Source organism: Ferdinandcohnia jepli (assembly GCF_047246645.1).
In the GTDB taxonomy this organism is placed as follows: Bacteria; Bacillota; Bacilli; order Bacillales; family Bacillaceae_L; genus Ferdinandcohnia.
In genome coordinates, this window is record NZ_JBFOKR010000001.1 from 224,918 (window position 1) to 246,917 (window position 22,000).

At 35.7% G+C, this 22,000-nt stretch carries 21 protein-coding genes; 15 read left to right on the plus strand and 6 right to left on the minus strand.

The genetic code is table 11. The annotated features are described in order from the left end of the window. Positions 1-32: 32 nt before the first annotated feature. Both AB3M96_RS01165 and AB3M96_RS01170 read right to left on the minus strand, forming a co-directional pair. Positions 33-1,184, minus strand: coding sequence for an aminotransferase A (locus AB3M96_RS01165; protein ID WP_412965720.1), 1,152 nt, complete (start codon positions 1,182-1,184; stop codon positions 33-35). Positions 1,185-1,399: 215 nt separating this feature from the next. Further along, positions 1,400-1,636 carry an IDEAL domain-containing protein gene (locus AB3M96_RS01170; RefSeq protein ID WP_412965721.1) on the minus strand — a complete coding sequence of 79 codons (237 nt, stop codon included), beginning with the start codon at positions 1,634-1,636 and terminating at the stop codon, positions 1,400-1,402. A gap of 237 nt (positions 1,637-1,873) precedes the next feature. Here AB3M96_RS01170 and AB3M96_RS01175 point away from each other — a divergent pair, with 237 nt between their 5' ends. Beyond that, positions 1,874-3,139 (plus strand): PLL family lectin, encoded by a 1,266-nt coding sequence (locus AB3M96_RS01175; protein ID WP_412965722.1) that lies wholly within the window; start codon positions 1,874-1,876, stop codon positions 3,137-3,139. A gap of 125 nt (positions 3,140-3,264) precedes the next feature. After that, entirely contained in the window at positions 3,265-3,909 is a 645-nt protein-coding gene (locus tag AB3M96_RS01180; protein ID WP_412965723.1) for a glycoside hydrolase domain-containing protein, read from the plus strand. A 253-nt stretch (positions 3,910-4,162) separates the two neighbouring features. On the opposite strand, the gene AB3M96_RS01185 is transcribed toward AB3M96_RS01180, so the two are convergent. Beyond that, on the minus strand, positions 4,163-4,630 hold the full coding sequence (locus tag AB3M96_RS01185) for a YkyB family protein (protein WP_412965724.1): 468 nt from the start codon (positions 4,628-4,630) through the stop codon (positions 4,163-4,165). 183 nt (positions 4,631-4,813) lie between these two features. On the opposite strand from AB3M96_RS01185, the gene AB3M96_RS01190 reads away from it, so the two are divergent. Next, positions 4,814-6,922: an EAL domain-containing protein gene (locus AB3M96_RS01190; RefSeq protein WP_412965725.1), complete on the plus strand. Its 2,109-nt coding sequence runs from the start codon at positions 4,814-4,816 to the stop codon at positions 6,920-6,922. A 438-nt stretch (positions 6,923-7,360) separates the two neighbouring features. Here AB3M96_RS01190 and AB3M96_RS01195 read toward each other — a convergent pair whose 3' ends face one another. Further along, positions 7,361-8,227 (minus strand): metallophosphoesterase, encoded by an 867-nt coding sequence (locus AB3M96_RS01195; RefSeq protein ID WP_412965726.1) that lies wholly within the window; start codon positions 8,225-8,227, stop codon positions 7,361-7,363. A gap of 187 nt (positions 8,228-8,414) precedes the next feature. Here AB3M96_RS01195 and fadH point away from each other — a divergent pair, with 187 nt between their 5' ends. Together fadH and AB3M96_RS01205 are read left to right on the plus strand one after the other, a co-directional pair. Further along, on the plus strand, positions 8,415-9,179 hold the full coding sequence (gene fadH, locus AB3M96_RS01200; protein WP_412965727.1) for a 2,4-dienoyl-CoA reductase: 765 nt from the start codon (positions 8,415-8,417) through the stop codon (positions 9,177-9,179). A 215-nt stretch (positions 9,180-9,394) separates the two neighbouring features. Further along, the gene (locus tag AB3M96_RS01205; protein ID WP_412965728.1) at positions 9,395-10,063 is read left to right on the plus strand and encodes a DUF3993 domain-containing protein; all 669 of its coding nucleotides are present in this window, start codon (positions 9,395-9,397) and stop codon (positions 10,061-10,063) included. A 90-nt stretch (positions 10,064-10,153) separates the two neighbouring features. On the opposite strand, the gene AB3M96_RS01210 is transcribed toward AB3M96_RS01205, so the two are convergent. After that, on the minus strand, positions 10,154-11,110 hold the full coding sequence (locus tag AB3M96_RS01210; protein WP_412965729.1) for an MBL fold metallo-hydrolase: 957 nt from the start codon (positions 11,108-11,110) through the stop codon (positions 10,154-10,156). A gap of 211 nt (positions 11,111-11,321) precedes the next feature. Between AB3M96_RS01210 and AB3M96_RS01215 the strand changes: the two genes are divergently transcribed. Next, on the plus strand, positions 11,322-11,558 hold the full coding sequence (locus AB3M96_RS01215) for a YkuJ family protein (protein WP_412965730.1): 237 nt from the start codon (positions 11,322-11,324) through the stop codon (positions 11,556-11,558). 326 nt (positions 11,559-11,884) lie between these two features. Next, on the plus strand, positions 11,885-12,328 hold the full coding sequence (gene cbpB / locus AB3M96_RS01220) for a cyclic-di-AMP-binding protein CbpB (protein ID WP_412965731.1): 444 nt from the start codon (positions 11,885-11,887) through the stop codon (positions 12,326-12,328). Positions 12,329-12,572: 244 nt separating this feature from the next. Here cbpB and AB3M96_RS01225 read toward each other — a convergent pair whose 3' ends face one another. Next, on the minus strand, positions 12,573-13,310 hold the full coding sequence (locus AB3M96_RS01225; RefSeq protein WP_412965732.1) for a sulfite exporter TauE/SafE family protein: 738 nt from the start codon (positions 13,308-13,310) through the stop codon (positions 12,573-12,575). A 121-nt stretch (positions 13,311-13,431) separates the two neighbouring features. Here AB3M96_RS01225 and ccpC point away from each other — a divergent pair, with 121 nt between their 5' ends. From ccpC to AB3M96_RS01265, 8 genes are all read left to right on the plus strand, one after another. Further along, positions 13,432-14,307: a transcriptional regulator CcpC gene (gene ccpC, locus AB3M96_RS01230; protein ID WP_412965733.1), complete on the plus strand. Its 876-nt coding sequence runs from the start codon at positions 13,432-13,434 to the stop codon at positions 14,305-14,307. A 155-nt stretch (positions 14,308-14,462) separates the two neighbouring features. Beyond that, a complete protein-coding gene (gene dapD / locus AB3M96_RS01235) occupies positions 14,463-15,173 on the plus strand; it encodes a 2,3,4,5-tetrahydropyridine-2,6-dicarboxylate N-acetyltransferase (RefSeq protein WP_412965734.1) in 711 nt (236 codons plus the stop codon). 152 nt (positions 15,174-15,325) lie between these two features. After that, positions 15,326-16,456 (plus strand): N-acetyldiaminopimelate deacetylase, encoded by a 1,131-nt coding sequence (locus AB3M96_RS01240; RefSeq protein ID WP_412965735.1) that lies wholly within the window; start codon positions 15,326-15,328, stop codon positions 16,454-16,456. 106 nt (positions 16,457-16,562) lie between these two features. Continuing rightward, complete coding sequence (locus tag AB3M96_RS01245) at positions 16,563-16,811, plus strand: YkuS family protein (protein ID WP_412965736.1); 249 nt, start codon at positions 16,563-16,565, stop codon at positions 16,809-16,811. A gap of 257 nt (positions 16,812-17,068) precedes the next feature. Then, positions 17,069-17,611 (plus strand): peroxiredoxin, encoded by a 543-nt coding sequence (locus tag AB3M96_RS01250; RefSeq protein WP_412965737.1) that lies wholly within the window; start codon positions 17,069-17,071, stop codon positions 17,609-17,611. A 94-nt stretch (positions 17,612-17,705) separates the two neighbouring features. After that, on the plus strand, positions 17,706-18,164 hold the full coding sequence (locus AB3M96_RS01255) for a TlpA disulfide reductase family protein (RefSeq protein WP_412965738.1): 459 nt from the start codon (positions 17,706-17,708) through the stop codon (positions 18,162-18,164). A gap of 212 nt (positions 18,165-18,376) precedes the next feature. Next, complete coding sequence (locus AB3M96_RS01260; RefSeq protein ID WP_412965739.1) at positions 18,377-20,131, plus strand: ABC transporter ATP-binding protein; 1,755 nt, start codon at positions 18,377-18,379, stop codon at positions 20,129-20,131. Positions 20,132-20,143: 12 nt separating this feature from the next. Beyond that, complete coding sequence (locus AB3M96_RS01265) at positions 20,144-21,964, plus strand: ABC transporter ATP-binding protein (RefSeq protein WP_412965740.1); 1,821 nt, start codon at positions 20,144-20,146, stop codon at positions 21,962-21,964. The last annotated feature ends 36 nt before the right edge of the window (positions 21,965-22,000 follow it).

Sequence of the window (22,000 nt, forward strand, 5' to 3'; positions counted from 1 at the left end):
TAAGGCAAGTATTCTAAATACCAAACGCTGATTTAGTCTAACGTACCTAAATAGTTTTCCAATCGGTCTAGGGCTTCTTTTAATGTGTTTTGCGAATAGGCATACGATAATCTGACAAAGCCTTCACCGTAGCTTGAAAATGCACTTCCAGGTACAACCGCTACTCCAGCTTCCTTTACAAGGGTCATTGCAAAGTCAAATGACGATTCGCCAAATCTAGTAATAGACGGAAATAAATAGAAAGCACCATTCGGTTTTACCACGTCTATATTCATCAATTGTAATCGGTTGTAAACATAATCTCTTCTTTGTAAGTATTCTTTTTTCATAATATCCGCATCATCTATTCCATTTGTCAGTGCCTCAAGAGCGGCTCTTTGTGAGATCGAGGATACACAGGAAACGTTATATTGGTGTACTTTCAGCATATGCTTAGTGATATACTCTGGAGCAAAAATAAACCCAACTCTCCAACCTGTCATTGAATGAGACTTTGATAATCCATTGATAACAAGAGTTTGTTCTGGTAGGAACTTTGCTATTGAATGGTGCTGTCCTTCATAAACAAGTTCACTATAAATCTCATCAGAAAGTATAAAAATGTCTTTTCCTTCGACTAAAGAAGCAATTTCCTTTAATTCCTCTTCGGAAAGCGTAACTCCAGTTGGATTGGAGGGATATGGTAATACAATGCAACGGGTATTCGCAGTAAGATGTTCTTTTAATAATGCTGCTGTTAACCGAAAACCGTTTGTTGTAGTATCCACAATATTTGCTTTTCCACCACTAAGTCTAATTAACGGTTCATATCCAGGGTAGACTGGACCAGGCAGGATAACCTCACTACCCTCTGAAAGAATAGTCCGAAATGCAATATCAATTGCTTGGCTAGCACCTACTGTTGTAATTACTTCATTTTCATAGTTATAGGAGAGGCCATATTTTGTATGCAAAAATTGTGTGGCAGCTTTTCGTAACTCTGGATAGCCAGCATTATGTGTATATGTAGTATAGTTTTGGTCGATTGCGCTTTTTCCAGCTTCTTTAACATGTTCAGGTGTATAGAAATCAGGTTGCCCAATTGTTAATGAAATAACATCTTTATAATCGGAAACCATGTTGAAAAATTTACGGATTCCTGATAATTCAATATTCTTTACATGGGTATTTAATAGGTGTTCCACTGACTACTTCCTCTCTTTAGAATTTACTCAAGAAGTTCAGATTCACTTTGACAGCCCAGTAAATGCTAGTCTAAGGATATATGTTAATTGTGTAAAATTTCGTTGACTTCTCGAGCATTCAATAAGCTTTTCTCATATAATATCATTAATTTTCCTTGTAATGTACACAAAAACAAAATTAAAGGCTAGTGCATTTACGCACTAGCCAAATTCCTTCATTGAAGAAAGCTGTGTTGGGAAAGCAAGGTTATATATTGTTTTGATAATTCCATAAATCGCTCTTTATCTTTATTTAACAGTGATTCGTCAATTTGTTGCATAAGCTTTACTTTTTGAAAGGATGCCTGTGATTGCGTTAGAACCATTTCGGCTGCCTTTTCATACATTTCTTCCTCAAGTGTTGTAGTAATAACGATTACTTCATTCTTTTGTTCTTTGTTAAAATGGTCCACTTACGATCACTCCTTTTTCATTTTGCACCCAACGGGTGTGATAGATTTAATATGTTAGTTACCTTAATTATGAAGTGTAATTGTTTAGTTGTAAAGTATTATTTAGAAAATTTAGATATATCTGAATATGGTAAATTTTACTAGTCTATGAAGCGTGTAAAGGAAATAAAATGGGTTACTTTCCTAAATTGATTCATAGTATGAAATGAAGAACTTTTTTCGAGGGAGGTAATGATCATGAGTTATCCATATGGAGGGTATCAAGTCCATCCTTATTTTCAGCCATCTCGTTTTTATCAAGCTTATCCTGTAAATCATTATCAAAACGCATATATTACCGGTCAACAACAGATACAAGCCCAGCAAGTAAGACAAAATAATGAGTTTCGAACTGTCTGGCAAGCTATCCGCGATAAAATAAAACCGCAATATGAAAAATTATCAGAGTATAATGTAGACCGCAGAACGAGTCAATATGTGTTCTCGCAAGTAGTAATGTTTACTTTAACAACAAACAAACAGTTTTCAGGTTCACTTGATCAAAAGGTCAATCAAACATATTATGCATTCCGAAACCAAGCAAATTGGTTATTTACTATTCTAGCACCATATCGAATTCCTACTTCAGAGATTGAGAGAGTTTTTAAAACAGTAATACGTCTAACCTATGAGAACATTAATTATGTGCCTGAAAAGAACTGGAGTGACTGGGAAGACCTTGGAGGAGTTTTAACATCAGGACCTGCACCCGTAGCAATGGGAAGAAACCGACTTGATGTCTATGTGAGAGGTAGAAATAGAAACTTATTCCAACGACAATGGGACGGCTCAAGTTGGTCTGAGTGGGAAAATCTTGGAGGGATATTGACATCCTCACCAGCAGCCATTTCATGGGGAGGAGAAAGAGTAGATATCTTTGCCAGGGGAGAGAATCAACAATTAATTCATAAATACTTTGAAAATTCTACTTGGAGTGACTGGGAGGATTTGGGTGGAGTTTTAACATCATCTCCAGCAGTTTCGTCTTGGTCTGAGAATCGTTTAGACGTATTTGGAAGAGGAAATGATAAACATCTTTATCACAAATACTGGAATGGTTCTGAGTGGAGTGACTGGGAGGATCTGGGTGGTAAGCTAACCTCTGCTCCAGCAGCAGTTTCCTGGGGGCCAAATAGAATTGATGTATTTGGAAGAGGTGAAAACCGTTCACTTTTCCATAAATACTGGAATGGGACTGAATGGAGTGACTGGGAAGATCTTGGCGGACAGTTAACATCTAGTCCAGGAGCTTCTTCACGTGAACCTAATACAATCGATGTTTTTGTAAAGGGGCAAAATGAACACCTCTATTATAAAAATTGGAGTGGCAGAAAATGGGGAGATTGGCTTGAACTGGGCGGAACTTTAACATCCGAACCAGCCTCAACGTCATGGGGGAAGAATAGGATTGATGTCTTTGCAAGAGGAGAAAAAAATCAGTTAATTCATATATGGAAAGGTTGATTAGGGGCAGAAATGTCCCTTCTTTATTTCTTTTAGAGAAACTTAATATGAATTAGTGCAAACTTAGACGTACATTCATTGCATATAAATATAAACAGGGTACATATAAGAGAGGAGTTGAAAATATGCCAAGGCACGTCTGGGGGGTAGATTCGATATCGGCTGTTGATGATGAATTATATTCAAGTGTAAAAAATAAATTCGGAAAACCAAAGTTTTGGGGAAGATACCTTAGTGAAGTTCCAAATGTCTCTACAGGGTTATCAAGAGGAGAAATCGCTCTTATACGGAATAAAGGAATAAAGATATTACCAATCTTTAACGTTATTATTGAAGCCACAGGATATGATAGAGGACAAATCGCAGCTAGAAATGCTGTTTTTAATGCTAGAAGACTTGGAATCCCAAACAATGTAGGACTATTTGCTAATGTGAAACGCTCGGTTGATGAGGCTTGGATACGCGGTTGGGTAGAGTCAATTATTCAATCTGGTTACCGTCCTGGAATTTACCATATTCCAGTAGAGGGTGGGTTTGCACCAGCCTATTGTGAAGCAGTACGTAAAAATAATCAAATTGCTGTGCAAACTATTTTATGGAGTGCAGAACCAAATCTAGGAGTTGCAAAAGAGCGAAATGCGCCAACCTTTAAACCTGTAACACCAAATTGTAAAGCAAATGCATGGGTATGGCAGTATGGTAGAGATTCTGAGGAATGGCCGATAGCAACAAATCTTGCAGATCATCGCACTTTAAATTATTTATACTAAACAAAGAACAGGTAACCAATCGCGTTACCTGTTTCTTGTGCTGACATCGGCGTTCACCAAAGGCGTGGCGGCTTCTAGTCGATGTTTCTCTTTCCAAGGCGCTTGCGCTTTTCTTATTTATCTTATATGCCTAAATAATAGGAGATTGTTTCTATAAGGCTCAATATGAACAGGGTCTGACACACAGGCCGTGTTAGTGCCGATGAGATATGGTTTTTAGTTGTTGTTAATTTCGACCCTTGAATGCCTCTTATTAGCGGTAGCTTTCACCTAGTTTTTTAAACACTGGTTTTTGATAAGTTCTCTTTTTAGGATTTTGATCTTGAGTTGTTTGTTCTTTTAGACCAACATAATTTTGTAAAAGGTTCTTTGCTATTGTTAGTGAAAGATGGGTTTTTGGATTTCGGTATGATTGATTCAACGTCCCAAGATGTGGTAGGCGAGAGAAGTCTTCTTTCGAAGGTGGCATGTGAAAATAATATTCTCCTGCTGAAATTAGTACATCTGATTGTTGTTGACTATTCTTAGGGTTTCTTGAAAAATGAAGGCCTTCTTTTTTTGCTTTTCCTTCAGCGAGAAGTTTTTCTAAAGCTTTACGCTTAAGTAAGTATAAAAACTTAGGGTTAGTTGCGGTCTTGGCATGTCTATTTACGACGTAGATGGCACGTGCAAGGTTGTCCACATTTGGCTCAAGTTGGACATGATTTACCTGTTTATTCATACTTTCTCTCCTTTCTCTACTTTATTATACTGTTGATAAGATGTTTTGCAAATTGATTTACAGTGAATTCTATTAATTCATCTTACAGACACTTATAAGTAGTAAATAATTTTATTAAAAAAATGAAGGTTTTTGTCGATATATGTAGAAGAATAGTATAAAGCTTAAATAGGGATTGATCTCATGAAAAGATTTAACAACATAATATTGAAGGATAAACAATATAGTCATAATGATGAACAAATAGAAGCAATTATCTTTGAGATAATCCTTAAACATATAAAGGATTTAATTTATGTGATGAAGGTGGAAGAAAATTGCTCTTTTTCATATGTGTTTATTAATGAAGAAGCAAAAGGGCATGCCAAGTTGCAAAGTGATTGTATTGGAAAAACTCTTCATGAAGTACTACCAATTGACACTGCAAATCACTTGGACAAGCAATACGCATCTGTTCTAGAGAAAAAGGAAGCAATCTCTTTCCAAGATGTTGTTACCTTGGCTGATAATAGAATCGTATATGGTGAATCAATTTTAACACCTATATTTGATGATCATGGGGAAGTCAGATTTATTGTTAGTGTCACTAGAGATATTTCAGAAAGTGTAGCAGAGAAAAATTTATTATACGAGAGCAGACAACGGTATAAATCCCTTATTGACCATAATATGGATGGAGTTATATCTGTAGACTCTAATGGGAATATATTAGGGGCAAATAACTCTACCCTTTTAGTTACTGGCTATACTGAATCTGAAATGCAAGGTAAAACAATCTTTACTTTTGTTATAGAGGAAGACAAAGAAACTTTTCAACAAATCTATAATGAAACACTTAGTGGAAAGCCAATGGAGTTTATTGGATGCCACATAAGACATAAAAGTGGGAAGATACTTAAGGTCCATGTGAAAACTATCCCAATTTTAATTAACCGTGACCGTTCCTCTGGCGCTTACGTCATAATCAAAGATATTACTGAGCAAACCAATTATGAAGAAATGATTACCTATATGGCTTACCATGACCAGTTAACAGGATTAGCTAATCGAAGTTCTTTAAAAAAAGAATTAGAAGATTCGGTAGAACAAGCTAAAAAGAATAAAGAAAAACTTGCTTTAATGTATGTGGATCTTGACCGTTTTAAATTTCTAAATGATTCAATGGGACATGTTGCTGGTGATATGCTACTAAAAGAAGTTGGTAAACGACTAGAAGGTATTAGAAAAAATGGATATAAAGTATTTCGCCAGGGAGGAGATGAGTTTATTGTTCTCCTTACAAATACATCAAGAGAAGCGACTGTAAAATGTGCAGAAAACATAATTAAAACAATAGAAAAACCTTTTCTTATGGATGGCAAAAACGAGTATTACATTACAGCAAGTGTGGGAATTAGCTTATATCCATCTGATGGCCAAGACGGTGATACGTTAATTAAGAATGCAGATACAGCACTATATCGGGCTAAGGATCTTGGACGTTCATTATTTCAATTTTATAGTTCTGAAATGCAAAAACAAACTTCGCATCTAATGGTATTAGAGACTGGATTAAGAAAGGCAATTGAGAAGGACGAACTCGAACTTTATTACCAACCTCAATTTGATCTTGTATCAAACGAAGTTACAAGCTTTGAGGCTCTTCTTAGGTGGAAACATCCAACTCTGGGTTTTGTGTCTCCTGCTGAATTTATCCCGATTGCTGAAGAAACTGGTCTTATTCTATCAATTGGTGAATGGGTCATTCAGACAGTTTGCCAAAAAATTAAAAGCTGGAAAACAAGGGGATTTGATTCATTTTCAATAGGAGTAAATCTATCTGCAAAGCAATTTCAACAAGAGGGCCTCGTTGAAATGATAGAATCCAACATCAAATCAAACCAAATTGATCCAAGATTTTTAGAATTTGAACTTACTGAAGGGGCTTTGCAGGATGCTAAGAAAACCCTGCTTACTCTGAATAAGTTGAAGGATGTAGGTGTCCGTATATCAGTAGATGATTTTGGTACAGGCTATTCATCGCTTAGTTATATTAAACGTTTCCCAATTGATACTCTCAAAATAGATCAGTCGTTTGTAAGGGAAGTACTAACAGACGAAAAGGATGCAGCTATTACAACTACAATTATCCACTTGGCACAAAGTTTAGGACTTTCAGTAATTGCTGAAGGAGTCGAGGATGAAAAACAGGTAGAATTCTTTAAAATAATGGGATGTCACAAAGCGCAAGGGTATTACTTTAGCAAACCTCTTCCAGAAAATGAAATGATAGAGCATTATTTTATAAAATAAGTAATTCAAAAAATCCGTATAGATGATTATACGGATTTTTTAAATGATAAGAAAGTAAAAAGATTTCAAGCGAATTTTCAGTGTCTAGCTCCAGCGCTTAGCCAGTTTTCCTACCTGAATAAGCTTCTTAGAGTAACTTGCGCAAAAGCTTTTCTTTTAAGCAGCTCGAGGTCGCTTCACCCCTCCTGCGGCGGCAACACTAAGGAATGGCTTCGTGAGCATAAGCATCGCAGAAAAATTGCTTTAGCAATTTTTAGAGCCTCCTCGTCAGGGTTCCAGCGCTTGTCGGACTTGCACAGGACAAGGAAGACTACGACAGCATAGACATCGCACGAAGAAAATGCGTAGCATTTTCGAGGATGTGCTGACATCGGCGTTCGCCACAGGACGTGTCGGGTTTTAGTCGATGTTCCTTTTTCCAAGGCGCTTGCGCTTTTCTTAATTACTTGACTGTAAAGTATAAACAGAGATTTCAGGCTTAGATAAAAAACGTAACGGAAGCCTTGTTGTTCCTAATCCTCTATTAACAAATAACTGCATTTTATTTTCTCCCACAGTATGCTTTCCCTCGTAATATTTACTACCTAGTGGTGGGGTTATAAGAGGGCCGATTATGGGTAACTGAATTTGGCCACCATGACTATGTCCTGATAGCTGTAGATGTGCCCCAGTGTCAGAAGCTCTTTCGGCGATATCAGGTTCATGTGAAAGTAAGATAGTGTATGAAGAAGGCTCAATGCCCTTAAATGTCGTCAAAAAGTCAGGTCTCCCAAGCATTACATCATCCAAGCCTGCTACTGTAATTTTTGAATTGTTAATTGTGATAGAAGTAGAACTATTCATTAATAGTGAAAAATCTGTTTGTTTCATAAGGTTTTTATATATTTCAGAACCATATCCCCCATGATCGTGGTTACCGTAAATAGCAAATTTACCATGCTTAGCTTGTAATTCGGAGAGAATCGGAACAAGGTGGTTTACTGCAGCGTATTTATTAGGTTCGTCCATTAAGTCCCCAGTGAAAAATAAAATATCTGGCTTTAACCCATTAATAATATTTACTACACGAGTCAATTGGTCTAAATCGAAATAGTGGCCTATATGAGTGTCACTGAACTGTACAATTTTTTTATTGTGAAAATCAGCAGGAATTAATGGGTGCATAATAGTATGGTTTGTAATTTGAATTTGTTTGGGTTCTATGTACCTTGCGTATATATAGCCAAAAGAGGTTGCTATCACAGTAGCAGATGTGGTAGCAAACATGCGTTTTAAAAATTGTCGTCTTGAATATTTTTTTGACATTATGAACGCCAACCTATCATTAAATCTAGTAAAGCATAGTGCCTATTATAGCACATTAGTATGCTGCCTAATTTTAAATATGTATTACAGTTAGATTAAAGATATCTATTGAAATTATTGTTAGAAAACTTCGAAAAGTAGTGATATAATATAATGAATAGTCATTCATTTTTAAGGGGGTAAGAAAATGAAGGGAAGAGTTGTAATTGTTACTGGTGGCTCTAACGGAATGGGCAAATATATGGCAAAACGATTTGCCTCAGAGGGAGCTTACGTTGTTATTACAGGTAGAACATTGGAAAAATTAGAAGAGGCAAAGAAGGAAATCGAGACCTTTGATGGACAAATTTTAACAGTCCAAATGGACGTTCGTGAACCAAGCCATGTAGAGCATATGGTAAAAGAAGCTGACAATGCATTTGGTCGTATTGATTACTTAGTGAATAATGCTGCAGGTAATTTTATCTGTCCAGCTGAAAATCTTTCCGCAAATGGATGGAATTCAGTTATAAATATTGTATTAAATGGAACATTTTATTGTAGTTCAACAGTAGGGAAATATTGGATTGAAAAAGGCATTAAGGGAAGTATTATTAATATGGTTGCTACATATGCATGGAATGCTGGAGCTGGTGTTATTCATTCAGCGTCTGCAAAAGCAGGTGTATTAGCAATGACACGTACACTGGCTGTTGAGTGGGGAAGAAAATATGGTATACGCGTTAATGCGATTGCACCGGGACCAATTGAAAGGACAGGTGGAGCTGATAAGCTTTGGGAATCTGAAGAGGCTGCCAAAAGAACGCTTCGTAGTGTGCCGCTAGGACGATTAGGAACACCTGAAGAAATAGCAGGATTAGCTTTTTACCTGTTCTCAGATGAAGCGGGGTATATTAATGGAGAATGTATCACGATGGACGGAGGACAATGGCTTAACCAATTTCCGTTCTAATAATAAACGAAAGACTACCATAAATCTTGTGGTGGTTTTTTTATGATATTTTATATGTTTTTTCCTCTTTTTATGCGGGAATATTGTTTATAAAAGAATATATCTGTCAGAAACTGCAGTTATTTAACGAACGATAAGTACCCATGTATGTAGAATATCTTGTTAAAATGATGGTACTACTTGTCCAAGCATAACCAGAGGAAAGGATGATATTTTTGAAGAAGCAATTTACTCTACTATTTGCATTGCTATTTGTAATGGGACTATTCATTACCCAACCTGCAACTGCTTCAAGTAACGAACCTCTTTCTAATGACAAAGTGTTTGAATTCCTGGAAGAAGCTTTTCAAGCACAATCTTCTCTTACATTTGAGTTTAGATCGTATGAAGAAGTTGAAAAAATATTATCCCCGTACTTTGAAAAACAGTATATTGATGTATTTTTAAAAGAAAATTTAATTAAAGAAAATAACAAATATATTATTTATGGTTCTGATTTTGCACTATATTTTATTCCATTCTTTTCTTATTCGGAAAAAACCAGAGTTGTAAAGGATGAATTGAATAATAATATATACGTTTATGAATTATTTGAGAGTCCGACTTCAGGTCCTGTTTCGTATAACGATCATTATGAAATCATTACGCTTAAAGAATCTGGTACAACATTAAAAGTATCTGATTTAAAATCTACTAATGAATTACCAATAGAAATTAAGGGTATTGATGAAAGTGAAGAAGATGCTACTAATTCAAAAAGTAAAACAGTTTCGCCATGGAAAAAACTACTTATATGGAACCCGTTCAAAACCACTCTATATTCTCTCATTGAAATGGAAACTAGGACACCTATAACTGCAGATCGTTTCAAGTGGATTTTTTAACAAATTTTTCCTCTACATATAGAAGGATAGCTGTATTAACTATAAAAAACTCGGCAGATGCCGAGTTTTTCTTTTTTTAGCATAAACAAATTAATATTGTTTGGATAGATAATCTACGATACCCATTGAGCAAACATCGAGGTCCAGATGTAATATTTCATACACATCATGGTCCCTAGGGATATGAAATTGATCAAGGTGATTACTAATGGCTGTCATTAATTCCTCTTTGATTTTATCCTTCTTTTCAACTACTGTTGCCGCAGGATACCCTTCATAAATGTTTTTACCTACATTGACGAAGATGGGTAACCAATATTGAAGCTGTTTAAAAACCTCATCTACATTCGTTGACATCCCATAATGACCAAAATAGATTGCAGATATTTGTAGATTTTTTATTTTTTCTATAGAATCTTGCATCGCTTCAGGATTAAATTGGTTTGGTGATGTACTTGGTAAAAAGAAATCTATGTTCTCATTGGTAAGTTCGTGGTAGTAGATACCCACTGTATCTCCTGTAAAAATGCCATTACTTACAGGATCATATATGCTGAAATGATGATTAGCATGACCTGGAGTATCATAAAAAACAAGTGTACAATTTACCCCAATTTCTAATCGTTCGGAGTCATCCTTCACTAGTATTTTTTGTTCTGCGATAGGGATAATAGGGTTAAATAGATCATCAAAGGCTTCTCCATATACGGCTCTTGCACCTGCAATTAATCGTGAAGGATCAGCTAAATGTCGGGCACCTTTTGGATGAACAACAAGTTTGGCGTTTATGCAGTGATCTAATAGTAAGCCGGCACCACCTGCATGATCTAAATGAATATGAGTAACGATAACGTATTCAACATCGAGTGGGTCAATTTCAAGTTGCTTTAATCCCTCTAAAATATATGGTATTGAAGGACTTGCACTTGTTTCAATGATCGTTATTTTGTCCTCTTTAATTATGTAAGACCCTGTCCTAGCCTGTCTGCCTAAGTCATGGGCGTCAATTAAAAAAATACGCTCATTTAGCTGAGTGAGTGTATTCATTTAACTCCTCCTCTACTTTTTTATTTACATAGTTGTTATTTTTATTGTATTGTTACTAAGAGCTTGTGTAAAGATTTGGTTAAAATATTCTGAAAATACAACCGCGTGAGAAAAGTAGGTAATATCGTGGATAGAACAGAGATTATTTCCTAATCCTAATAATACATCCTCTATAAAACAAGCTCCATACATATGAAAGGAGAGGTTATAAATGTCACAGTTACAAGGAATTATTACTCGTCTTTTAAGTCTTCAAGAAAATGCAAATGGCGGAGAACCCCCTCAACGTTTTTTTGAGGTAAATGGTGAAAGAAGATGTAGTGTGAAATATTTTAATAAAACATCTACTTATGAGCTTGAAGTGTATCAGCAAGGGGAAAAACCAAAAACGTATCAATTTGATAACATCGACATGATTGCTATCGAAATCTTTGATTTAATAAGCTAATCAACTGACTCGCCAAAAGGCGGGTTTTTTCTTTGGGAAGTAAATACTATCCGAAAGGCGTATACGCAATTTACGTCTCTATTGTCGCCTATAGGCTCGGCAACAACTGTTTATAGTTAAAAAGGATTATTTTGTGTTGGAAATAACAAGCCTTATTCCGCCAAACAAGTGCATGACTGAACAAATATCGCTTTAAATAAACTAATTGCCATAATTCTCATATCATAATTAGTACACGTTATCATTTATGAAATATGGTAAAATGTAATTGGAACGAATCTATTAGAATAGGAAACTATATATGATGTGAGGTTGTGAGGCTTATTATGTTTAGTCTTCAAAGTGAAAATATATTTGATACAACAATTAAAAACCTACTTATTCCAGCAGATAAGGTTGCCCATGTTCAAATAGGGAATAACTTAGAGCATGCACTACTGGTTCTAACAAAGACTGGTTATACAGCGGTTCCCGTTTTGGATCCACATTACAAATTACATGGTTTAATTAGCACTACACATATCATGGATTCCATTTTAGGCTTAGAGAGAATAGAATTTGAACGCTTAGAAAAAATGAAAGTTGAGGAAGTAATGAATAAGGATATACCTCGCCTTAATTATAATGATCAAGTCATTAAAGGACTTTCATTAGTTATAAATAATCCTTTTGTATGTGTTGAAAATGATGAATTTGTATTCGAAGGAATCTTTACAAGACGTGCAATATTAAAGCAACTCGATAAGCAATTAAAAAAATCAAATAAATAACCTTCAATAGCCCTTCATTTTATTGAAGGGCTATTTTAATTAAAGGTTACCTTGCTTGGTATAAGTGCAACTTGTGTTGCGGACTATCAGGCAAGGACCTGTACAGGACAAGGTATTCTACGGTCAGCTATGACTTCGCACGAATATAATGCGTAGCATTTTCGAGGATGTGTTAGCTTAGGAGTTCGCCACATGAAGTGCCGGTTTTAAATCGATACTCCTATTTCAAGGTGCTTGCGTTTTCTTACCATATTATCCGATAGGAGAGTTGTAAGATCAGCATAACCGTTACAATTCTCAAAATAAATTGGAGATGTTTAGCCGAGATTTTCTGTGCAAATCTGACTGACAGCTGCGCACCGAGAATTGAACCAATTGCTAGATATACCGTGACATTCCAGTTTAAATGTCCTGATGTAAAAAAAATTAAAAATGCTCCTAGGCAGCTTAGAAAAGTTTGAAAACGTGTAAAAGCAATAGCTGAAATATATGAAAAGCCATGGTGAAGAAAACTGTACATTAATAAAGTTCCTTGACCCGGTCCAAACATACCGTCATAAACTCCAATTCCATATAAGTAAGGAACTACCTTTTTAGGAACTTTATCAACATTCTCGTTTCGCTCTTTTGGATTTTTTTTAATAAAATTTAGTATGAGGGCTACACTTAGTAAGCATATTGCTATTATTGTCATGCTGTTTTCAGATAATGAGGTTGCGAATAAACCACCTGATATCCCACCAAGTAAGCTGAAAGGGGCAACGATAAGTGCCTGTTTTAATTTGATTTTCTTATCTCTTAAAAGAACAAAAAAGCTAGAGAAGGAACTGAAGATATTAGAAAATTTATTTGCTGCTATGGCTGAATGAATTGGAACTCCAGTTACAAGCATCGCAGGAAGAGTAATTAGGCCACCGCCACCTGCTAACGTACCTATGAATGTTCCTATGAAGCCAATAATAAAGTAAATGATTTCATTCATTTTGTTCACCTTCTTTCTATACTTTTATCTTAAAGGAAATCATTAATAATGAAATTACATAAAAATTAACATATAATATAAGTAAAACTTATGCTTGGCATTCAAGAAGGAGAGAAAGTATATGCAGATCTCTGAATTTCAACTATTGGTTGTACTAGCATCTGAACTAAATATGAGGAAAGCTTCAGAACGACTTTTTGTTTCTCAGCCTGCACTTTCTCAACGTTTGCAATCAATTGAAAAGTCTTGGAATACCAAAATATTTATACGATCACAAAAGGGGTTGACACCAACTCCGGCGGGTGAAAAAATTATTGAGTTTGCTAGTGAGGTTGTTGAAAAGGAAGAAAAGATACGAGAGCAGGTCCAAGGGTTAAACCAAGAAGTACATGGTACCTTAAAAATTGCATGTGCATCAATTATCGGCCAGAATTGGCTTCCAAAAATATTAAAGAAATATGTAACTACATACCCGCACGCAAAAATTTCGTTAATTACGGGGTGGAGCAGTGAAATATTAAAAAATTTATATGATGATACGGTCCATATAGGTATTATTAGAGGTAAGCCTGACTGGAAAGGGGTCAAACAGCATCTTCTTACTGATACAATGTATTTGGTAGACACGGAAATTCAAAGGATTGAACAAGTCTGGGAGACCGAAAGGCCGTTTATTCAATTTAAAAGTGATTCAACCTATTATCAAGAAATACAAGAATGGTGGCATCGAACTTTTCAGTCTTCACCAAAGCGTACAATTGTGGTTGACCAAATTGAAACATGTAAGCAAATGACCTTAAATGGCATAGGCTATGCAATTCTGCCTTCTGTTACACTTACTGAGGATGAAACAAATATTTATAAAATACCGTTATTGAATGAAAATAATGAACCAATGAAAAGAGACACATGGTTGGTTGGCTATGAATCAGCTTTTGAACTAAAGCAGGTGCAAGCATTTGTATCTTTAATAAAAGACAATATTGATTCTTTATAGTGTGAGTCAAATTACATATGAGTGGAATACTCATCGATAGTTAGGCAGGTCAGAAAGAAAAAACCACCATATTGAATGTAGCATTTTCTCTTGTCACATATAAGATAGTTTGCTACATTAATATAATAAAGTAAAAGATTATGGAGGATATACATATGAAAATGATGGATGCGAATGAAATTATCTCTTTTATTCAGAATAGTGTTAAATCAACACCTGTAAAGGTTTATGTAAAAGGTGAATTAGACGGTTTGAACTTTGGTGAAAACTCTAAAGTTTTTATTACTGGTAATACAGGAGTTGTTTTTGGAGAGTGGGCTGAAATTAAGGCGACTCTTGAAGAAAATGCCAGTAAAGTAGAAGATTACGTAGTGGAAAATGACCGTCGTAATTCAGCAATTCCTTTATTAGACCTAAAAGGAATCAAAGCACGTATCGAACCAGGTGCGATAATTCGTGATCAAGTAGAAATTGGCGACAATGCTGTAATTATGATGGGTGCATCTATCAATATCGGTTCAGTTATTGGTGAAGGTACAATGATTGATATGAACGCAGTTCTTGGTGGAAGAGCTACTGTAGGCAAAAACTGTCACGTAGGAGCAGGCGCTGTGTTAGCCGGAGTTATTGAGCCGCCTTCTGCTAAACCAGTCGTTTTAGAAGATGATGTACTCATCGGAGCAAATGCGGTTGTTCTTGAAGGTGTAACTGTAGGTAAGGGCGCTGTAGTTGCAGCTGGTGCCATTGTTATTGAGGATGTTCCTCCATATACAGTTGTTGCTGGAACTCCAGCTCGTGTTATTAAACAAATCGACGAGAAAACAAAAGCAAAAACAGAAATTAAACAAGAACTTCGTCAACTATAAAAAAGATCTATTGGTTAAGCTAATACTTGAAAAAACGGCGTGGATTTATATCCACGCCTAAATTATATACTTTATACTTTTTTTAGTATGGAAAATTTATTACCGCTACCTTATACGGGGAAACGAGCTATTTCTATTAGGGAGAGACTGTTATGAGTAACCTATATCCTTTTGTAAAAATAAGAAGAGATTTACATAAAATTCCGGAACTTGGGTACCAAGAATGGAAAACCCAACGATATTTGCTTGATTATATAGAAACGTTGCCGAATGAGCGTATTGAAATAAAACCCTGGAAAACAGGCATCTTTGTAAAAGTAAATGGAACAGCTCCTACAAAGACAATCGGCTACCGTGCTGACATTGATGGTTTACCAATTGAAGAAGAAACGGATTATGGTTTTAGCTCTGAGCATAAAGGTAACATGCATGCATGTGGGCATGACTTTCATATGAGTATTGCTCTTGGTGTCCTAACTTACTTTGTTCAAAATCCAATTAATGATAATCTGTTATTCATCTTCCAGCCAGCTGAAGAGGGACCAGGTGGTGCCTTGCCAATGCTTGAGAGTGAAATTATGAAAGAGTGGAAGCCTGACACTATCTTGGCTTTACATATTGCACCTGAATATCCAATTGGGACTATCGCTACTAGAGAAGGTCTATTGTTTGCAAATACCTCGGAATTATTTATTGATTTAAAAGGTAGAGGAGGACACGCGGCATATCCTCATCAAACAAATGATATGATTATTGCGGCTTGTACCTTAGTTAGTCAACTCCAGACAATTATTGCAAGAAATGTTGACCCATTGGATAGTGCGGTGGTAACAATTGGTAAAATGACTGGTGGGACTGTCCAAAATATCATAGCTGAAAAGGCAAGGCTGGAAGGGACAATCAGGACTTTGTCTGTTGAATCAATGCAGAAGGTTAAACAAAGAATTGAGGCTTTGGTTCATGGGATTGAGGTGGGTTTTCAGTGTGAAGTAAACATCGATTATGGTGCAATGTATCATCAAGTTTATAACCACCATGAGTTAACTAGAGAATTCATTGACTTTACCAAAAATGCTACTGATGTAAAAGTGATTGAGTGCAGAGAAGCCATGACCGGTGAGGATTTCGGATATATGCTTCGTGACATCCCTGGTTTTATGTTTTGGCTAGGCGTTGATTCAGAATATGGACTACATCATTCTAAACTTGCACCTAAGGAAGATGCTATTGAGATTGCGATTAATCTGCTAACAAAATATATAGTATATACTACGGAAAATTAAGTTACTTCATATACTTTTATTGATTATGTCGATGCCATCTTATCTTATGTAAAGAATAATCACAGCTTTAATGTGACAAATTACATATAGAGGAGGTGGAAGTAAAATGGCAAAAGTAGGAGTAGAAGGTTCATTAACGAATGTTCAACAAGCGCTTCAAGAAAAAGGTTATGAAGTTGTTCAACTTAAACAAGAGAGTGATGCACAGGGCTGTGACTGCTGTGTAGTTACAGGTTTAGATTCTAACGTAATGGGTATGGCTGATACTGTAACACAAGGTGCTGTAATTGAAGCAAATGGATTATCTGCAGATGAAGTATGTCAACAAGTTGAAAGCCGATTAGGGCGTGCATAAAAATTATATAGTTTTTTAAGACTAGGTTTTTTCGTATGCCTAGTCTTTTGTATTGTATTTAGAAAACGGTATGATTTTTACCTTTCTTCTTCAATACTTTCATTTTTTGATATGGAAACCTTAGGTCAGCAGAAAGGTATTTGCATAACCTAACAAAACCTTCTTCAAGGTTTATTTTCTAAAAAGAATGGTTATAAAGGATAATAGCATACACAAATATAATTCTATCAAAGAATATTGATTTGGAGGTCTTACATATGGCAGAACGTATGGTAGGTAAGCAAGCACCACGGTTTGAGATGGATGCAGTATTACCAAATAAGGAATTTGGAAAAGTTAGCCTTGAAGAAAATATGAAAAATGATAAATGGACAGTATTGTTCTTCTACCCAATGGACTTCACATTTGTATGTCCAACAGAAATCACAGCAATGTCTGACCGTTTTGATGAGTTTGATGACCTTGATGCTGTTGTAATTGGTGCTTCAACTGATACTATTCACACACACTTAGCGTGGATACATACTGATCGGAAGGAAAACGGATTAGGAGATCTTAACTATCCTTTAGCTGCTGATACAAACCATGTGATTTCTCGTGAATATGGTGTTTTAATTGAAGAAGAGGGTGTTGCACTCCGTGGACTATTCATTATTAGCCCAGAAGGTGAGTTAATGTATTCTGTTGTTAACCATAATAATATTGGTCGTGACGTTGATGAAACATTACGAGTACTACAGGCATTACAAACTGGCGGACTTTGCCCAGCAAACTGGCGGCCGGGACAAGCAACCCTGTAATGTGTAAACAGTATTACCATATTACCTAATAGGGTCTAACAAATCGTTAGACCCTATTATTCAATAAGGAACGTAGATATCAGGAGGAACTAACATGAAATTACGTGAACAAATGCCTGAGCTTGAAGGTGCAAAGGCTTGGCTAAATGGTGAAGTAAGTAAAACAGACTTAATTGGTGATAAACCAACATTAATTCACTTTTGGTCAATCAGCTGTGGGCTTTGTAAGGAAGCAATGCCACAAGTAAATGAATTCCGAGATCAGTATAAAGATAAATTAAATGTCATTGCTGTGCATATGCCTAGATCAGAAAATGACCTGGACTTAGAGGAAATTAAGCAAGTTGCTGAACAACACGATATCAAACAACCAATATTTGTTGATAGTGACCTGAAGCTAAATGACAAATTCGAGAATCAATATGTACCTGCATATTATGTTTTTGATAAAGAAGGAAAGCTACGTCACTTTCAAGCAGGTGGCAGTGGCATGAAGATGTTAACCAAGCGTGTAAACCGCGTTCTGGATGAAACTGAAAAAGCAGAATCGTAATTAGTAAAGATCGAGTATAGCACTCGGTCTTTTTTTTTGCGTAGAAAGACAATTAGAATAAGACATTATAAAATGCTAATCTAGGAAAAATATATTGAAAAAATCAACTTTTTCAAACAATTAGACTAGAAATTTATTTCGAAAACCGATATATTATATGTTACGTGTTAGTTTTTCTTGAACATTAACATCATGGAGGGGAGTTGGGATATTTGGAAACCTTTAAGAAATTACAAGGTTTTTATTGGCCATATCGAAAGTATTTTTATTGGTCATTATTTTCTATGTTATTTGTAACAGGGATAACGGTCGTATATCCAATTGTACTTCAAATAACAATTGATGACGTTATAAAAGAAGCACAATATAACCTAGTACCTTATCTTGCATTAGGGTTTGTTGCAATAATGGTTATAAAAGGGGTAGCTACATATTTTAATCAGTATTTAGGGGACTTATTTGGTATTACAGCTGTTTATAAGCTAAGAAATGCTTTATATGAAAAATTACAACGCTTACCCTTTGGCTATTACGATAATGCGAAAACAGGGGACTTAATGTCCCGTTTGACAGCTGATGTCGAAGGATTCAGATTCTTTCTTTCCTTCGGTTTTGCTGAACTTTTACGATTCTCGCTATTAATTATTTTTAGTTTAGTAGTTATGTTCTCTTATTCTATCTCGTTAACTTTTGTTACGATATTAGCTTTGCCATTTTTGGCAGTGGTAGTATACCGATTTGATAAACGAGTACATCCTGCTTTTCGTAATGTTCGTAAAACATTCGGCAGATTAAACACGAATGTTCAAGAAAATATTAGTGGGATCAACACGGTAAAATCATTATCTAGAGAAGAGTTCCAGATAAATAAGTTTAACAATTCAAACCAAAGTTATCGTGATGTTTCCTTAGCTACTTCGACAATTTGGGCTAAGTTCTTCCCGTTAATGGAGTTTATTGGAAATGTTTGTGTAGTGGCACTATTATCTTACGGTGGCTTTTTAGTTATTAATGGTTCGGTGTCTAGTGGGGAATTAGTAGCGTTTTTTAGTTTAGTCTGGTATCTACTTAATCCAATTATGAACCTTGGTTTCATTATAAATATGTTTTCACAGGCAAAGGCTTCTGGAGAACGTTTATTAGAAATACTTGAGGCTGATGAGAAAATTATTGACCGTGCAAATGCGGTTGAAAAAGAGAGATTATTAGGTAAGGTTGAGTTTAAAGATGTCACATTAAAATATACCGAAGATGACGAAGCAGCATTAGAGGGCATATCTTTTCATGCAGAGCCAGGCAAAGTTATTGGTTTAATTGGCTCAACTGGTTCAGGAAAAACAAGTATTACGCAATTAATGACTCGTTTTTATGAGCCGGTTAAAGGGAATGTGTTATTGGATGGTAGAGATGTAACTGACTATTCGATTTCTACACTACGCAGTAATATTGGCTTTGTTATGCAAGAATCATTTTTATTCTCTTCTACAATTAGGGCAAATATAGCATATGGCAAGCCTAATGCTTCCATGGAAGAAATCATTGAAGCAGCGAAACGGGCTCAGGCTCATGAGTTTATTATGGAACTTCCTAATGGTTATGACACAATGCTTGGGGAACGAGGCATGGGACTTTCGGGTGGTCAGAAGCAACGTATAGCAATAGCACGATCTATTTGTATTGACCCAAGCATTTTAATTTTAGATGATGCTACCAGTGCAGTAGACATGGAAACAGAGTTTGAAATTCAAAAGGCCTTAAAGGAAGTTATGAAGGGAAGAACTACTTTTATCATTGCCCACCGAATATCTTCTTTAAAGCATGCTGATGAAATTCTAGTATTAGATAATGGGGTAATTGTTGAACGTGGAACACATGCTGAATTATTGAGTAACGGTGGACCATATCAACGAATTTATGATATTCAATATAAAGACCAAAAGGTTGTTCTTCAGTCTCAAGTCGGATAGGTAGGTGAAAAAATGTCTAAGGAATCAGAAAAACAAGATATAAAACATCGCTTTCATTATTCAACAGATCAAGCGATTGAAAAGCCATTTAATTGGAAGCAAATGAGTCGATTATTGGGGTATATGAAGCCTTATTCAAAAAATCTCTTACCACTTTCAATTGTAATGGTATTGATAACAACAGCGGTTAGATTAATCGCTCCTATTTTAATCGGAAAATACGCATTAGACCATGCAATTGCAAATAAAGATACAAACTTACTTATTATCCTAGTTGCAACGATTGCAGGATTATATCTAGTAAACTATGTAGCTAATATTTTTCGAATTAAATGGACGAATATGCTTGGGCAAAATGTGATTTATGATTTACGTAAACATTTGTTTTCTCATGTACAAGGATTATCACATCGTTTCTTCGACAAACGTTCAGCAGGTTCGATACTAGTTCGGATTTTAAATGATGTCAATTCATTGCAAGAGTTGTTTACCAATGGTGTAATTAATCTTTTAATGGATTTCGTTCTATTATTTGGTGTTATTTTTATATTATTTGCATTAAGTCCGAAGCTAACGTTGGCAATTCTAATCATTTTACCTCTTATGGTGTTAATTACGACAAAGCTGCGCAGAAATATCCGTAGATCATGGCAAACGGTTCGTATTAAGCAATCTATGCTTAATTCACACCTAAACGAGAGTATTCAAGGAATTAGGGTTACGCAAGCTTTTACACAAGAAAAAGAAAATATTGAGTTCTTTGATGGAATTAACAATCAAAACTTTGAAAGTTGGAGAGAAGCGACACAGAAGAATGCTATGTTCAGACCGTTTGTAGAGATGACAAATGCAGTTGGAACAGCAATACTAATCTGGTTTGGAGCTATGCTTATTCAGGACAATGGTCTAACCGTTGGGGTATTCGTTTCTTTTGCATTCTATCTAGGAATGTTCTGGGAGCCAATTTCACGTTTAGGGCAGGTTTATAACCAATTATTAGTGGGTATGGCTTCTTCTGAACGTATTTTTGAATTTATCGATGAAAAACCAATCGTTGGTGAGAAGGACAATGCAGTTACATTGTCTGATATGAAGGGGAAAATTGAGTTTGATAAGGTTGAATTTGCCTACGATGAAAGCAGGAAAGCATTAAAAGGTATCTCGCTTACAATTGAGGCTGGTCAAACAATTGCCCTTGTCGGACATACTGGCTCAGGTAAAACAACGATTGCAAACTTAATTAGCCGTTTTTATGATGCAACGAGCGGTGAAGTTAAAATTGACGGTATTAATATTAAGGATGCAACTTTAGAAAGTGTGCGTTCACAAATTAGTGTTGTACTCCAGGATACTTTTATCTTCTCAGGTACCATCAAAGATAATATTCGTTTCGGTCGTCCTGATGCAACTGATGAAGAAGTAATAGATGCGGCCAAGGCAGTTGGTGCACATACATTTATTGACAAGTTAATTAATGGATATGATACAGAAGTTGAAGAAAGAGGTAACATCTTATCTGTAGGTGAGAGGCAACTCCTTTCCTTTGCAAGAGCTCTTCTAGCTAATCCAAAGATTTTAATACTGGATGAAGCTACTGCCAGTATCGATACAGAGACTGAGGTAAAGATACAACAGGCCTTGAAAAAGCTTCTAAAGGGTCGTACTGCGATTATTATCGCTCATCGACTCTCAACTATTCGTGAAGCCGATAATATCTTTGTTCTAGATCATGGTGAGATCATAGAGCAAGGAAATCATGATGAGTTAATGAAACAACAAGGTGAGTATTATGGATTGGTTAAAGCGCAATTTAAAATGTTAGAAGCAATATAATGTGGAAAAGGAAGGCCAGATTTGACTGGTCCTTTC